General features: G+C 69.0%; 10 protein-coding genes. 9 read left to right on the top strand and 1 reads right to left on the bottom strand.

The window, feature by feature from the left end; genetic code table 11:
* Positions 1–33: 33 nt before the first annotated feature.
* From kch to FOZ70_RS17350, 3 genes are all read left to right on the top strand, one after another.
* Positions 34–1209 carry a voltage-gated potassium channel protein gene (gene kch, locus FOZ70_RS17360; RefSeq protein WP_219706337.1) on the top strand — a complete coding sequence of 392 codons (1176 nt, stop codon included), beginning with the start codon at positions 34–36 and terminating at the stop codon, positions 1207–1209.
* A 93-nt stretch (positions 1210–1302) separates the two neighbouring features.
* The gene (locus FOZ70_RS17355) at positions 1303–1734 is read left to right on the top strand and encodes a YqaA family protein (protein ID WP_219706336.1); all 432 of its coding nucleotides are present in this window, start codon (positions 1303–1305) and stop codon (positions 1732–1734) included.
* Positions 1735–1873: 139 nt separating this feature from the next.
* The gene (locus FOZ70_RS17350) at positions 1874–3865 is read left to right on the top strand and encodes a methyl-accepting chemotaxis protein (RefSeq protein WP_048023117.1); all 1992 of its coding nucleotides are present in this window, start codon (positions 1874–1876) and stop codon (positions 3863–3865) included.
* A gap of 50 nt (positions 3866–3915) precedes the next feature.
* Here FOZ70_RS17350 and FOZ70_RS17345 read toward each other — a convergent pair whose 3' ends face one another.
* Positions 3916–5568, bottom strand: coding sequence for an acyl-CoA synthetase (locus FOZ70_RS17345; protein WP_042974869.1), 1653 nt, complete (start codon positions 5566–5568; stop codon positions 3916–3918).
* Between the two features lie 168 nt (positions 5569–5736).
* Between FOZ70_RS17345 and FOZ70_RS17340 the strand changes: the two genes are divergently transcribed.
* From FOZ70_RS17340 to FOZ70_RS17315, 6 genes are all read left to right on the top strand, one after another.
* Positions 5737–6492: a Crp/Fnr family transcriptional regulator gene (locus FOZ70_RS17340; protein ID WP_021159235.1), complete on the top strand. Its 756-nt coding sequence runs from the start codon at positions 5737–5739 to the stop codon at positions 6490–6492.
* A 238-nt stretch (positions 6493–6730) separates the two neighbouring features.
* Positions 6731–9898: an efflux RND transporter permease subunit gene (locus FOZ70_RS17335; RefSeq protein ID WP_059484985.1), complete on the top strand. Its 3168-nt coding sequence runs from the start codon at positions 6731–6733 to the stop codon at positions 9896–9898.
* A 39-nt stretch (positions 9899–9937) separates the two neighbouring features.
* Positions 9938–11167, top strand: coding sequence for an efflux RND transporter periplasmic adaptor subunit (locus FOZ70_RS17330; protein ID WP_021159238.1), 1230 nt, complete (start codon positions 9938–9940; stop codon positions 11165–11167).
* Between the two features lie 5 nt (positions 11168–11172).
* Positions 11173–12684, top strand: a complete 1512-nt coding sequence (locus tag FOZ70_RS17325; protein WP_219706349.1) for an efflux transporter outer membrane subunit — start codon at positions 11173–11175, stop codon at positions 12682–12684.
* A gap of 28 nt (positions 12685–12712) precedes the next feature.
* A complete protein-coding gene (locus FOZ70_RS17320) occupies positions 12713–13408 on the top strand; it encodes a heavy metal response regulator transcription factor (protein ID WP_021159240.1) in 696 nt (231 codons plus the stop codon).
* Entirely contained in the window at positions 13405–14880 is a 1476-nt protein-coding gene (locus tag FOZ70_RS17315) for a heavy metal sensor histidine kinase (RefSeq protein ID WP_219706335.1), read from the top strand. Before FOZ70_RS17320 ends, FOZ70_RS17315 begins: the two co-directional genes overlap by 4 nt.
* Positions 14881–14924: the final 44 nt, after the last annotated feature.

Below are 14924 nucleotides of genomic sequence, written 5' to 3'. Positions count from 1 at the left end.
TCGTTGGACATGCCCGGCCTGCCGGGCGACTGAATGAAGCACGTCACTACACGCCTGCGGCGCCTGTTCGCGCCGATCGGCCTGCACTGGTATCTCGCCCTTCTCCTCGCGCTCGATGCACTGATGGTGCTGCGCCCGGTCGTCGACAACGCGAAGCTCGGCCGCCACGGTGCGTGGCTTGCCGATGCGCTGAACCTCGTCGACAACGCGGGGCTCGTCGTGCTGCCGCAGGTCGTGATCGCGGCCGGCCTCGCGACCATGGCCATCGGCATCTTGCTGCGCGCGCGCGTCGCATGGGTGCTGTCGATCCTGCTGCTGGTCGCGGCCGCCGCGCTCAGCGCGCTCGGCGGCTATCCGAGCCACGGCGTGTTCGCCTACACGGCCGTGCTGGTCGTCACGCTGCTTTATTACTGGCGGCATTTCGACCGCGCGAGCATCGCCGCCAGCAGCCTGTTCGCGTTGCTGAGCATCGTGTCGCTGCTGATCTACGCCACCTTCGGCGTGCTGTATCTCGGCGACGAATTCACGCCGCCCGTCCATGACCTCGCCACCGCCGTCTATTTCTCGATCGTGTCGATGTCGACGGTCGGCTACGGCGACATCGTTCCGCACGCGCCGACCGCGCGGCTGTTCACCGCGTCGGTGATCGTGCTCGGCATCACGGTGTTCGCGACGTCGATCAGCGCGGTCGTCGGCCCCGTGATCGGCGGCAATCTGAAACGGATCGTCAAGGGAGGCATTTCGAACGTGATCCGCAAGCATCATTTCCTGATCGTCGGCGCGACGCCCGTCGCGCATGCGGTACACGACGGGCTGCGCAAGCGCGGCTACGCGGTGACCGTCGTCGTGCCGGCCGGCGTCGAGCACAACTACGCGGCGGCGACCGACCTGATCGTCGGCGACGCGACCGACCATGCGGTGCTGGAAAGCGCCGGCGCGGCGGCCGCGCGCGCGGTGCTCGCGTTGCGCTCCGACGACGCCGAGAACGCGTTCATCATCCTCGCGATCCGCGAGATCGCGCCGTCGGTGCGCACGGTCGCGCTCGTGAACCAGCAGCGCAATCTTGAACGGCTGCGCCTGTTGAAGCCCGACATGGTGTTTTCGCCGCAGCAGCTCGCGGGCGAACTGCTCGCGAGCACGCTCAACGACGAACCGGTCGACAAGTCGATGATCTCGCACCTGCTGTTCGGCACGGCCGATGCCGCATGACCTGTCGGGCCCGTGACCGCGTGACCGCGTGAAATCATGACCTCATGACCGCATGACCCGCGGCGGCCGGCATGCGCCCGGTACAATCGCGCGATGTCCGAATTGCTCACTTACGGCGGCCTGTTCGCCGTGTCGATGGTCGCCGCGACCCTGTTCCCGCTCCAGTCCGAAGCCGTGCTCGCCGGCCTGCTGCTTGCCGGGCGCGAACCCATATGGGCGCTGGTGCTCGTCGCGAGCATCGGCAACGTCGCCGGCTCCGCGATCAACTGGGCGCTCGGGCGCGGCATCGAGCACTTCCGCGAGCGCCGCTGGTTTCCCGTCAAGCCCGCCGCGCTCGCACGCGCCGAGCGCTGGTATGCGCGCTACGGCCGCTGGTCGCTGCTGCTCAGCTGGGCGCCCGTGATCGGCGATCCGCTGACGATGATCGCCGGCGTGCTGCGCGAGCCGCTGCCGAGCTTTCTCGCGATCGTGACGATCGCGAAGGTCGGCCGTTACCTGGCCGTCGCGTGGCTCGTCGCGCACTGACACCCGCGTTCCCGCCGCACCTGCCAGCGTCGCCATCGACGACGCGCCGCTAAAGAATTCGCCGCTGCTGCCGTATTAAACGGTCGATCAGCGGTGACGCGTGCGTTCCGCCCCTCTCCCTCCCCACTCAGGAAGTTTCATGAGATTGACCCAATTGGGCCGGGTGAGCGTCGGCGCGCGTCTTGCCGCGCTGGCGTGCGCGCTCGTCGCCCTGCTGTTTACCGTGTTCGCATGGACGCTCGCCCATTTCGCCGGCCGGCAACTCGCCGAAGAGGCGCACCTGCGGATCGCCGACAACGAGCAGTCGATCCGCGCGATGGTCGACCTGTTCGACAAGGCGCTGACCGCCGAAGCCGATCGCTCGATGTCGCTGTTCGCGAGCTTCCTGCCGGCCGAGTTCTCGCTCGACCCGGCGCGCACCGTCGACATCGGCGGCGTCGCCGCGCCGACGCTCGTCGCGGGCGGCCAGCCGCTCGACCTCGACTATTCGATTCCCGACCAGTTCCTGAAGAAAAGCGGCGCGATCGCGACGATCTTCGCGCGCGACGGCGACGATTTCGTGCGCATCACGACGTCGCTGAAGAAGCAGGACGGCGCGCGCGCCGTCGGCACGAAGCTCGACCGTGCGGGCCCCGCATACGCCCCGCTCGTCGCCGGACGCGTGTACACGGGCCTCGCGAAGCTGTTCGGGCGGCCGTACATCACGCAATACAAGCCGGTGACCGATGCGACCGGCCGCGTGATCGGCGCGCTGTTCGTCGGCCTGGACATCGGCGCCGAGCTCAAGCTGGTCGAAGACGGCATCCGCGCGCTGAAGATCGGCAGCAACGGCTACTACTTCGTGCTCGACGCATCGCAGGGCCCGTCGCGCGGCACCTTCGTCGTGCATCCCGATGCGGCCGGCGCGCCCGCCGACGACACGCGCGCGCCCTACGCGCAGATGCTCGCGGCCGGCACGGGACGGCTTGCCTACACGTCGACCGACCCGGCCGCGCACGACAGCGGGCCCACCGCGAAATTCGTGTCGTTCACGACGATTCCGCAGTGGCAATGGCTCGTCGGCGGCATCGCGCTCGACGACGAACTGCTCGCCGGCATGCGCGCCACCCGCAACCGCTTCCTGATGCTCGGCGCGTTGCTCGTCGCCGCGTTCGCGACGCTGTTCGTCATCGTGGTCCGCCGTGTCGTGAGCCGGCCGCTCGATGCGGCGGCACGCGCCTCCGAGCGTTATGCGGCGGGCGATCTCAGCGTGCGCATCCGCGATGACGCAGCCATGCGCGGCAACGCGGGCCACGCCGGCAACGACGAGATCGGCCGGCTCGTGCAGGCCGTCGACGGGATCGGCGACGGCCTCGCCCGGATCGTCGAGCAGGTGCGCAACAGCTCGGCCGACATCGCGCGCGGCACGGTCGACATCGCGGCCGGCAGCGGCGACATGGCCGCGCGGATCGCGACGCAGGCGAGCAGCGTCGAACAGACCGCGGCCAGCATGGAGCAGATCACCGCCGCCGTGCAGCAGAGCGCCGAGCACGCGGCGCAGGCCAACGCGCTGGTCGCCCACGCGTCGGCCGCCGCGACGAACGGCGACGCCGCGGTGCAGCGCGTGGTCGCGACGATGGACGACATCGGCCGCGCAACACGCCGGATCGCCGAGATCACGGGCACGATCGAGGGCATCGCGTTCCAGACCAACATCCTGGCGCTGAACGCGGCCGTCGAGGCCGCGCGTGCGGGCGAACACGGCAAGGGCTTCGCGGTGGTCGCGGCCGAGGTGCGCACGCTCGCGCAGCGCAGCGCGGCTGCCGTGAAGGAGATCGACGCGCTGAGCGCCGAATCGTCGACGACCGTCGAACAGGGTTACCGGATCGCGGACGCCGCGCGCGGCACGATGCGCGACATCGTCGCGCGCGTCGACCAGGTCAGCACGCTGATCGGCGAGATCAGCGCCGCGTCGCGCGAACAATCGACCGGCATCGAACAGGTGAACCTGGCCGTCACGCAGATCGGCGACGCGACGCAGCGGAATGCCTCGCTGATCTCGGACGCCGAACGCGCGGCCGTCGCGCTGCGCGACCAGGCCGCGCAGCTGGCGGACGCGGTCAGCGTGTTCCGGCTCGAGCGGCACGCGTGACCGGAGCGGACGAGAGACGACGGACGATCGACCGCGGCCGGGCAACCCGCCTACTTCTTGTCGCCCGCCAGGTCGATCGCCTTGTCCGAGCCGACCGCGTTGCGCAGCTGGAATTTCTGGATCTTGCCGGTCGAGGTCTTCGGCAACTCGCCGAACCGCACGACCTTCGGCACCTTGAAGCCCGCGAGCAACTGCCGGCAATGCGCGACGATCTCCTCTTCGGTCGCGCTCGCGCCTTCGCGCAGCTCGACGAACGCGCACGGCACCTCGCCCCATTTCGGGTCGGGCATCGCGACGACGGCGGCGACCGCGACGGCCGGATGCCGGTACAGCGCATCCTCGACCTCGATGCTCGAGATGTTCTCGCCGCCCGAGATGATGATGTCCTTCTTGCGATCCTTGATCCGGATATAGCCGTCCGGCGTCAGCACCGCGAGATCGCCGGTATGGAACCAGCCGCCGTGGAACGCGTCGTCGGTCGCCTTCGGGTTCTTCAGGTAGCCCTTCATGCAGATGTTGCCGCGGAACATGATCTCGCCGAGCGTCTCGCCGTCGGCCGGCACCGGCGCCATCGTGTCGGGATCGAGCACCGTCGCGCCCGCTTCCAGGTGGTAGCGCACGCCCTGGCGCGCATTGAGCCGCGCACGCTCCTCATCGGGCAGTTCCTCCCAATGCGCCTGCTTCGCGCACACGGTCGCCGGGCCGTAAACCTCGGTCAGCCCGTACACGTGCAGCAGGTCGAAGCCGATCTCCTTCATCTTCGCGATCACGGCCGGCGCGGGCGCCGCGCCCGCCACCATCGCGTGCACCGTGTGGTCGATGCCTGCGCGGAATTCGGCCGGCGCGTTCGCGATCGCGCTCTGCACGATCGGCGCACCGCAGTAGTGTGTGATGCGTTCGCGGCGAATCAGGTCGAACACCGTCTTCGCATCGAACTTGCGCAGGCAGACGTTCACGCCCGCGCGTGCCGCGACGGCCCACGGGAAGCACCAGCCGTTGCAGTGGAACATCGGCAGCGTCCACAGGTAGACGGCGTGCTTCGGCATGTCCCATTCGAGGATGTTGCTGATCGCCGCGAGATACGCGCCGCGATGGTGGTAGACGACGCCCTTCGGATCGCCGGTCGTGCCGGACGTGTAGTTCAGCGCGATCGCATCCCATTCGTCGGCGGGCGGGGTCCACGCGTAGTCGGCGTCGCCGCTTGCGACGAGCGCCTCGTAGTCGGTCGCGCCCGCGAAGCGTGCGGGGTCCGCCGGCATCGCATCGGCCACGCTGACGATCTTCAGGCCCGGCACCTCGAGCGCCGCGCGATGCGCGAATTCCGCATACTCGGTGTCGACGATCAGCACCTTCGCCTCGCCATGGCGCAGCATGAACAGCACCGACGACACGTCGAGCCGCGTGTTGATCGTGTTCAGCACGGCGCCGGCCATCGGCACGCCGAAGTGCGCCTCGACCATCGCCGGGATGTTCGGCAGCATCGCCGCGACCGTGTCGCCGCGGCCGACGCCGAGCCGCGCGAGCGCGCTCGCCAGCTGCTTCGCGCGCGTGTAGGTCTCGCCCCAGGTGCGCCGCACGTCGCCGTGCACGATCGCGAGGCGCTCGCCGTAGACTTCGGCCGTCCTGACCAGGAAGTCGATCGGGGTGAGCGGCACGTAATTGGCGTCGCGGCGGCCGAGCCCGGCCTCGAACATCTGCGTCATGATCCTGTCTCCCGTGTCCTGTCGACCGGGGTGGATCCACCCCGGATCGTTTTGATGTGGTTCAATTGCCGACAGCCTAACGGGCGCTATTGTGAGCCGTCTGTCATCGAAACGACAGAGTGCCTTTCCCGCGCTGCGCGTTATCCCTATCCTCGCAAACCCGCACCCATGCACGACCCTCTCGCCGCACCGCCCGACGCGCCCGTCCACCCGGCCGACGCCCTTTCCGCACCGGGCCCGCTGCCGGCGCTGTCCACGCTGTTCGGCCAGTGCGCGTGGTTCCGCACGCTCGCGCCCGAACACCAGGCGCTCGTGCTCGCGCAATCGCGCGTCGAGCAGTGCGAGGCCGGCGACGTGATCGCCCATCGGCTCGCGCCGTCCGAATACTGGATCGGCGTGCATCGCGGGCTGCTGAAGCTCGCGATCTTCAACGCGTCCGGGCGCGGCTGCACGTTCTCCGGCGTGCCGTCGGGCGGCTGGTTCGGCGAAGGCAGCGTGATCAAGCGCGAACTGCGCAAGTACGAGGTCGTCGCGATCCAGCGCTCGACCGTGCTGTTCGTGCCGGTCGACACGTTCCACGCGCTGCTCGACACGAGCCTGCCGTTTACGCGCTTCGTGATTCACCAGCTGAACAACCGGATGGGCGAATTCATCGCGTCGATCCAGAACAGCCGGCTGCTGGACGTCGATGCGCGCGTCGCGCAGTCGCTCGCGCAGCTGTTCAATCCCGACCTGTACCCGGACACCGGCCCGTCGCTGTCGATCTCGCAGGAGGAACTGGGGATGCTCGTCGGCGTGTCGCGGCAGCGGATCAACCAGGCGCTGCAGCAGCTCGAGAAACTCGGCGTGCTGCGGCTCGCGTACAACCAGATCGACGTCGTCGACCTCGGTGCGCTCGCGCGTGTCGGGATGGAGCAGATCTGAGCGCGGGCCCATGAGCGGAACCGCCGCAGGCGCAGCCGGCCCGTCCGGTATCGCGACCGTTTTGCGGCCGCTTTCAGGCCAGCTCGCCGCGCGGCATTTCCTCTGCCGAATCGGCGTCGGGCCGCCCGCCGCAACCTGACAATTCCGCCAGTTTCGCGACAGTAACCCGTTCCACGCCGACGCCTATCATTCGGGTTCCCTTTACCGACGCCTGATCACCGCCTGTCCCGCTGCCTCCATGTGGATCGTCAATCTTGCGCTCAGGCGCCCCTACACGTTCATCGTCATGGCCATCATGATCGTGCTGGCCACCCCGCTTGCGCTGATGCGCACGCCGGTCGACGTGCTGCCCGCGATCAACATCCCCGTGATCAGCGTCATCTGGAATTACAGCGGCTTCTCCGCGACGGAGATGACGAACCGCATCACGTCCGTGCACGAGCGCATCCTGACGACGACCGTCAACAACATCCAGCACGTCGAATCGACGTCGCTGCCCGGCATCGCGGTCGTGAAGGTGTTCCTGCAGCCGGGCGCGAACGTGCAGACGGCGATCGCGCAGACGGTCTCGTCCGCGCAGGCGATCGTGCGGCAGATGCCGCAGGGCGCGACGCCGCCGCTCGTGATCACCTATTCCGCCTCGAGCATCCCGGTGATCCAGCTCGGGCTGTCGAGCAAGACGCTCAGTGAACAGTCGCTCGCCGACATCGCGCTCAACTTCCTGCGCCCGCAGCTGATCACGGTGCCGGGCGTGCAGATCCCGTTCCCGTACGGCGGCCGCACGCGCGTGGTCGCGATCGACCTCGATCCGCAGGCGCTGCTCGCGAAGGGGCTCACGCCCGCCGACATCGTCAACGCGGTCAACGCGCAGAACCTCGTGCTGCCGACCGGCACCGCGAAGATGGGCCAGACCGAATACCGGATCGACACCAACGCGTCGGCCGATACGGTCGCCGACATCAACAACCTGCCGGTCCAGACCGTCAACGGCGCGACGACCTATCTGCGCGAGGTCGCATCGGTACGCGACGGTTTCGCGCCGCAGACCAACGTCGTGCGCCAGAACGGCCAGCGCGGCGTGCTCATCTCGATCCTGAAAAGCGGCGACGCGTCGACGCTCAAGGTCGTGTCGGACCTGAAGGCGCTGCTGCCGAAGGTGATCCCGACGCTGCCCGAAGGGCTCACGATCACGCCGCTGTTCGACCAGTCGGTGTTCGTCGACGCGGCCGTCCAGGGCGTGATCCACGAAGCGCTGATCGCCGCCGTGCTGACCGCGATGATGATCCTGCTGTTCCTCGGCAACTGGCGCAGCACGCTGATCATCGCGATCTCGATTCCGCTGTCGATCTTCACGTCGCTGATCGCGCTGTCCGCGCTCGGCGAGACCATCAACATCATGACGCTCGGCGGGCTCGCGCTCGCGGTCGGCATTCTCGTCGACGATGCGACCGTCACGATCGAGAACATCGAGCGGCACCTGCATCTCGGCACCAACCTGCACGACGCGATCCTCGAAGGCGCGGGCGAGATCGCGGTGCCCGCGTTCGTGTCGACGCTGTGCATCTGCATCGTGTTCGTGCCGATGTTCTTCCTCACGGGCGTCGCGCGTTTCCTGTTCGTGCCGCTCGCGGAAGCCGTCGTGTTCGCGATGCTCGCGTCGTACGTGCTGTCGCGCACGCTGGTGCCGACGCTCGCGATGCTGCTGTTCCGCCCGCAGCAGGCGAGCGCCGGCCCGGATCGTTCGACGTCGCGCTTCGCACGCCTCCATCACGCGTTCAACGAAGCGTTCGAGCGGCTGCGCGCTTGGTACATCGTGCTGCTCAGCATCCTGCTGGTGCGCCGCCGCTTCTACGCGACGTGCTTCCTCGGCTTCTGCGTGTTGTCGACCGGCCTCGTGTTCGCGCTCGGCCGCGACTTCTTCCCGAACGCCGATTCGGGCAACATCCGCCTGCACATGCGCGCGCCGACCGGCTACCGGATCGAGGAAACCGCGCGCCTCGCCGACCAGGTCGAGCGCGTGATCCGCGAAACCGTGCCGCCCGACGAGCTCGGCGCGATCGTCGACAACCTCGGCCTGCCGGTGAGCGGCATCAACCTGTCGTACAGCAACGCCGGCACGATCGGCACGCTCGACGGCGAACTGCTGATCGCGCTGAAACCGGGCCACCGCGCGACCCAGCATTACGTGCAGGCACTGCGCAAGGTGCTGCCCGAGCGCTTCCCGGGCGTCGAGTTCTTCTTCCAGCCGTCGGACATCATCACGCAGATCCTCAACTTCGGCCAACCGGCCGCGATCGACCTGCAGGTGCTCGGCAACGATCTCGCGAGTAACATGACTATCGCGAGCAGCCTGATGAAAAAGTTCAGGCAAATCCCCGGCGCCGTCGACGTGCACGTGCTGCAACGCAACGACGAGCCGACCCTGCTGGCCGACATGGACCGTACGCGCATGCAGCAGCTCAATCTCTCCGCGCAGAACGTCGCGCAGAACATGCTGATCTCCCTGTCCGGCAGCTCGCAGACGACGCCGTCGTTCTGGATCAACCCGCGCACCGGCGTCCAGTACCCGCTGCAGATCCAGACCCCGCAATACAACATCTCGTCGGTCGACGACCTGCTCGGCACGCCGATCTCGGCGAGCGGCCGCACCGGCATGCCGCTGCAACTGCTCGGCAACCTCGTGCAGGTGCGCAGCACCGCGAACCCGGCCGTGATCACGCACTACAACATCCGCCCGGCGATCGACGTGTACGTGAGCGTCGAGGGCCGCGACCTCGGCGCGGTCGCGGGCGAGATCGACCGCATCGTGTCGGACGCGCGCGCGACGCTGCCGCGCGGCACCGAGCTGACGATGCGCGGCCAGATCGAGACGATGCGCACGTCGTACCTCGGCCTCGGTGCGGGCGTCGCGATGGCGATCGTGCTCGTCTACCTGCTGATCGTCGTCAATTTCCAGTCGTGGCTCGACCCGCTGATCATCATCAGCGCGATGCCGGCCGCGCTCGCCGGCATCGTGTGGATGCTGTTCATCACCGGCACGCACCTGAGCGTGCCCGCGCTGACGGGCGCGATCATGACGGTGGGCGTCGCGACCGCGAACAGCATCCTGGTCGTGTCGTTCGCGCGCCAGCGTCTCGCGGCCGGCGCGCCGCCGCTCACGGCCGCGCTGGAGGCCGGCGCAACGCGGATCCGGCCGGTGCTGATGACGGCGCTCGCGATGATCATCGGGATGGTGCCGATGGCGCTCGGTCTCGGCGAAGGCGCCGAGCAGAACGCGCCGCTGGGCCGCGCGGTGATCGGCGGGCTGCTGTTCGCGACCGTTTCGACGCTGCTGTTCGTGCCGCTCGTGTTCGGCGGCGTGCATGCGCGGCTGGCCCGCCGGCGCGCGCGCCAGGCCGGACACTGACTTTCTTTCGCCCACTACCCGGTTGAATTGGTTGAATTCATGGAAGAGAAACATCACAGCGCCGTCGGCATCCAGGTGGACGAACACGGCATGCACCTGCCGACACGCACGTCGGTGTCGCGACGCGGACGCATCGTCCTGATCGTGATCGGCGTGCTGCTGGCCGCCGGCGCCGCGCGCACGATCGTCGTCAACGTGCTGAACCGCAACCGGCTCGACACGGTCGCCGAGCAGAACACGCGCCAGTACGTGACCGTCGCGCATCCGGTCGATGCGGCCACCGGCGGCAAGCTGTCGCTGCCCGGCACGCTGCGCGGCTTCGTCGAGGCGCCGATCTATGCACGCGCGAGCGGCTACGTGCTGCGCTGGCAGGCCGACATCGGCGCGCACGTGAAGCAGGGCCAGGTGCTCGCCGAACTCGACACGCCCGAGCTGAACCAGGAACTCGCGCAGGCCACCGCGCAGCGCCAGCAGGCGCAAGCCGCGCTCGCGCTCGCGAAGACGTCGTTCGACCGCGCACAGCAGTTGCGCCAGCGCGATGCCGTCTCGCAGCAGGAACTCGACGACCGGCAAGGCGCGTTCAACCAGGGCACCGCGAACCTCGCCGCGGCCGACGCGAACATGCGCCGCCTCACCGAGCTGAAAGGCTTCCAGCGGATCGTCGCGCCGATCGACGGGATCGTCACGCAGCGCAACGTCGACGTCGGCGATCTCGTCAGCTCCGGCAACGCGGGGCGTTCGCTGTTCACGGTCGTGCAGGCCGACCGGCTGCGCCTCTACGTGCAGGTGCCGCAGGCGTACGCGCAGCAGGTGAAGGTCGGCCAGCACGTGAGCGTCGCGCAGGCCGAGCTGCCGGGCCGGACGTTCGACGGGACGATCACGCGCACGTCCGAGGCGATCGACGTCGCGACGCGCTCGCTGCAGATCGAGATCACGCTGCCGAACCCGGACGGGCGGCTGCTGCCCGGCGCCTACGTGCAGGCCACGTTGCCGATGACGCCGGTCGGCCGCCTGCAGGTGCCGGCCAATACGCTGCTGTTCCGCGCCGAAGGCCCGACGGTCGCGACGGTCGATGCGAACGGCCAGGTGCGCCTGAAACAGGTGACGGTCGTGCGCACGATCGGGCAGACGCTCGAGGTCGACGGCCCGCTCACGCCGAACGACCGTCTCGTCACGAACCCGAGCGACGCGCTCGCCAACGGCGATCAGGTGATCGTCTCGGCGCCGGCCGCGAAGCCGGCATCGAGCGCCGCGGAGGCGAAGTCGTGATCGCGATGCGCATCCGCCGGCGGCCCGCCGCCGTCTCCGCCACCGCCGTTGCGCTCGCCGCCGCCCTTGCCGGCTGCACGGTCGGCCCCGACTACCAGCGGCCCGACGTCGCCACGCCGGCCGCGTGGCGGCTCGATCCGGCCGATGGGTACTGGCACCCGGCCGCGCCGGCCCGCGCGCCGCTCGACCCGGCATGGTGGACCGCGTTCGGCGATCCGCAGCTCGATACGCTGGAAGCCGAAGCGCTGCGCAACAACCAGAACCTGAAGGCCGTCGCCGCGCGCTACGACCAGGCGAAGGCGACGCTCGCGTCGGTCGCCTCGGCGCAGTATCCGGCCGTCGGCCTGAACGCGAGCGGCCAGCGCTTCAAGATCTCGGCCGACCGGCCGCAGACCAACTACGCGACGCAGAGCATGTCGACCGTGCAGAACGACGTCCAGGTCGGCGCGAGCGTCAGCTACGAGCTCGACCTGTTCGGCCGCGTGCGGCGCAGCGTCGAATCGGCGCAGGCCACCACCGAACAGGCGCGCGACGATTTCGCGAACGCCCGCCTGGTGCTGACCGCCGATCTCGCGTCGAGCTATTTCGCGCTGCGCGAATTCGACACCGAGATCGACGTCGTCAAGCGCTCGATCGACCTGCAGCAGAAGGCGCTCGACTACGTGAGCGCGCGGCACGACCTCGGCGCGGTGTCGGGCCTCGACCTGCTGCAGCAGCGCGCGCAGCTCGACGCGACGCGCACCCAGGCGCAGCTGCTGCTCCAGCAGCGCGTGCAGGTCGAAACCGCGATCGCGACGCTGGTCGGCACGCCGGCCCCCACCTTCTCGATCGCGCCGCGCGTCGTGCCGATCAACGCGCCCGCGCTGCCGACCGGCCTGCCGAGCGACGTGCTGCAGCGGCGCCCCGACGTCGCGTCGGCCGAGCGCGCGATGGCCGCCGCAAACGCGCAGATCGGCGTCGCGCGCGCCGCGTATTTCCCGCGCATCATGCTGTCGCCCGACATCGGCTGGGACGCGACGCGCTTTGCCGGCCTGTTCACCGTGCCGGCGTTGCTGTGGTCGGTCGGCGGGTCGCTCAGCCAGCCGCTGTTCGAAGGCGGCAAGCTGAAGGCCGGCGTCGATTTCGCGCAGGCCGGATATGTCGCCGCGCAGGCCAGTTACCGGCAGACCGTGCTCACCGCGTTCCAGGAGGTGCAGAATGCGGTCACCGGATTGTCGGTGCTTGCGGAGGCCGCGCAGCAGGCCTCCGCGGCCGTCGACGACGCGCGCAAGCTCGTGTCGCTCGCGCAGGATCGTTACGCGGGCGGCCTGACGCCGTTCATCGACGTGCTGACGGCAGAGCAGCAGTTGCTGACGAGCGAGCGGCAGGCCGTGCAGATCCAGGGCCAGCGCGCGGCGCTCGTCGTGTTTCTCGCGAAGGCGCTCGGCGGCGGCTGGGACGGCCAGGCGGCAAGCGGCCCGGCGCCGGCCGAGGTCGCCGCAGCCCCGGCACCGGCGCCAACGCCCCCGGGCCCTTAACCGGATTACGCGGACAACGGATTCGAACATGAAAGTCCTGATCGTCGAAGACGAACCGAAAGTCGTCGAATACCTGAAGAGCGGCCTGACCGAGGAAGGCTGGGTCGTCGATACCGCGCTCGACGGCGAGGACGGCGCGTGGAAAGCCGTCGAATTCGACTACGACGTGGTCGTGCTCGACGTGATGCTGCCGAAGCTCGACGGCTTCGGCGTGCTGCGTGCGTTGCGCGCGCAGAAGCAGACGCCCGTCATCATGCTGACCGCGCGCGACCGCGTCGACGACCGCGTGCGGGGCTTGCGCGGCGGCGCCGACGACTACCTGACCAAGCCGTTCTCGTTCCTCGAGCTGATCGAGCGGCTGCGCGCGCTGACGCGCCGCGCGCGCGTGCAGGAATCGACGCTGATCTCGATCGGCGACCTGCGGGTCGACCTGATCGGCCGCCGTGCGACCCGCGACGGCACGCGGCTCGACCTGACCGCGCAGGAATTCCAGCTGCTCGGCGTGCTCGCGCGGCGCAGCGGCGAGGTGCTGTCGAAGACGACCATCGCCGAACTCGTGTGGGACGTGAACTTCGACAGCAACGCGAACGTCGTCGAGACGGCGATCAAGCGCCTGCGCGCGAAACTCGACGGCCCGTTCGCGGACAAGCTGCTGCACACGATCCGCGGCATGGGCTACGTGCTCGAGGCGCGCGAGGACGGCGATACCGAGAGGCCGGCATGAAACGCTCGATCGTCCTGCGGCTGTCGGCGATGTTCGGCATCGTGTCGCTGCTCGTGTTCACGCTGGTGGGCTGCGGGCTGTTCGTGATGATGGAGCGCCAGCTGTTCGCCGAGCTGCGCGCGACGCTCGATACGCGCACCAAGGTCGCCGAGATGATCGTGTCGCACGCGCTCACGTCCGAACGCGGGCGCCTCATGCAGGAAAAGCTCGCCGATCTCGAACCGCCCGACGGCTCGACGCGCTACCAGGTCGACAGCACGAATCCGGATTTCCGGTTCGGCAAGCCCGTCGACGGCGTGCCCGTCGGCGCGCCGTTCGGCGCATTCCAGCGCTACGCGCTGAACGACAGCAGCTACGACGTGATGACGAAGACCGTCACGGTGGCCGGCAACGGCGAGCGGCCGACACTGAGGCTGATCGTCGCCAGCTCGTGCGAGCGCACGCAGCGGATGCTGCGCCGCTTCGGCTGGACGCTCGCCGGGCTGATCGCGATCGCGACGATCATCACGCTGCTGCTGAGCCGCGCGGTGGCCCGCTTCGGGCTCGCGCCGCTCGACCGGCTGTCGCAGGATGCATCGGCCATCAGCCTCGCGAACCGCCGCCAGCGGCTGCACACCGACGCGCTGCCGGCCGAGCTGCGCGACCTCGCCACGTCGTTCAACGGCGCGCTCGATCGCATCCAGCAGACCTACGCGCGGCTCGAGGCGTTCAACGCGGACGTCGCGCACGAACTGCGCACGCCGATCAGCATCCTGATCGGCCAGACCCAGGTCGCGCTGACCAGCCGCGACCGCACGGTCGAGCGGATGCGGCAGACGCTGCAGTCGAACCTCGAGGAATTCGAGCGGCTGCGCGTGATCATCAACGACATGCTGTTCCTGTCGCGCAGCGACCGCGGCGAACGGGCAACCGACCTGAAGGACGTGTCGCTCGCCGACGAGGTGCGGCGCATGCTCGATTTCCTCGAGATCCCGCTCGACGAGGCGCAGTTGCACGCCGAACTGCACGGCGATGCGCGCGCGGCCGTCGATCCGTCGCTGTTCCGCCGCGCGATGACGAACCTGCTGATCAACGCGATCCAGCATTCCGCGCCCGGCGCGACGTTGCACGTGACGATCACGCGCCGCGACACGCTCGTCGAGATGGCCGTGTCGAACCCCGGCGAGCCGATCGATCCGGTGCAGCGCTCGCACGTGTTCGAGCGCTTCTACCGGCTCGAGGAAGCCCGCGCGAACAGCAAGGAGAACCACGGGCTCGGGCTGTCGATCGTCAAGGCCGTCGCCGAGATGCACGGCGGCAGCGTATTCGTCGCGTGTTCGGGCGGCGTCAATACGTTCGGCTTCTCGGTGTCGACGGAACCCTGCGCGGGCGGACCGCTGCGCGCGGGAGATGCAACCGATGCAACCGACGCAACCGGCGTGGTCGACTCCACCGGTTCGCGGCCGGCGCACGCGCCGCGGGCGCTGCACTGAAGGCGGCTGCGCTCGGCGGAGGGCAGTTTTCTTCAATACCGGCA

This window comes from Burkholderia sp. COPS, assembly GCF_019425585.1.
Classification (GTDB): Bacteria; Pseudomonadota; Gammaproteobacteria; order Burkholderiales; family Burkholderiaceae; genus Burkholderia; species Burkholderia cepacia.
This window is presented reverse-complemented; position numbering and strand designations above follow the sequence as displayed.

What these genes read in the sequence shown, in the direction of transcription:
- kch (WP_219706337.1), top strand. Translation starts at nt 34, where the DNA reads ATGAAGCACGTCACTACACGCCTGCGGCGCCTGTTCGCGCCGATCGGC.
- FOZ70_RS17355 (WP_219706336.1), top strand. Translation starts at nt 1,303, where the DNA reads ATGTCCGAATTGCTCACTTACGGCGGCCTGTTCGCCGTGTCGATGGTC.
- FOZ70_RS17350 (WP_048023117.1), top strand. Translation starts at nt 1,874, where the DNA reads ATGAGATTGACCCAATTGGGCCGGGTGAGCGTCGGCGCGCGTCTTGCC.
- FOZ70_RS17345 (WP_042974869.1), bottom strand. Translation starts at nt 5,568, where the DNA reads ATGACGCAGATGTTCGAGGCCGGGCTCGGCCGCCGCGACGCCAATTAC.
- FOZ70_RS17340 (WP_021159235.1), top strand. Translation starts at nt 5,737, where the DNA reads ATGCACGACCCTCTCGCCGCACCGCCCGACGCGCCCGTCCACCCGGCC.
- FOZ70_RS17335 (WP_059484985.1), top strand. Translation starts at nt 6,731, where the DNA reads ATGTGGATCGTCAATCTTGCGCTCAGGCGCCCCTACACGTTCATCGTC.
- FOZ70_RS17330 (WP_021159238.1), top strand. Translation starts at nt 9,938, where the DNA reads ATGGAAGAGAAACATCACAGCGCCGTCGGCATCCAGGTGGACGAACAC.
- FOZ70_RS17325 (WP_219706349.1), top strand. Translation starts at nt 11,173, where the DNA reads ATGCGCATCCGCCGGCGGCCCGCCGCCGTCTCCGCCACCGCCGTTGCG.
- FOZ70_RS17320 (WP_021159240.1), top strand. Translation starts at nt 12,713, where the DNA reads ATGAAAGTCCTGATCGTCGAAGACGAACCGAAAGTCGTCGAATACCTG.
- FOZ70_RS17315 (WP_219706335.1), top strand. Translation starts at nt 13,405, where the DNA reads ATGAAACGCTCGATCGTCCTGCGGCTGTCGGCGATGTTCGGCATCGTG.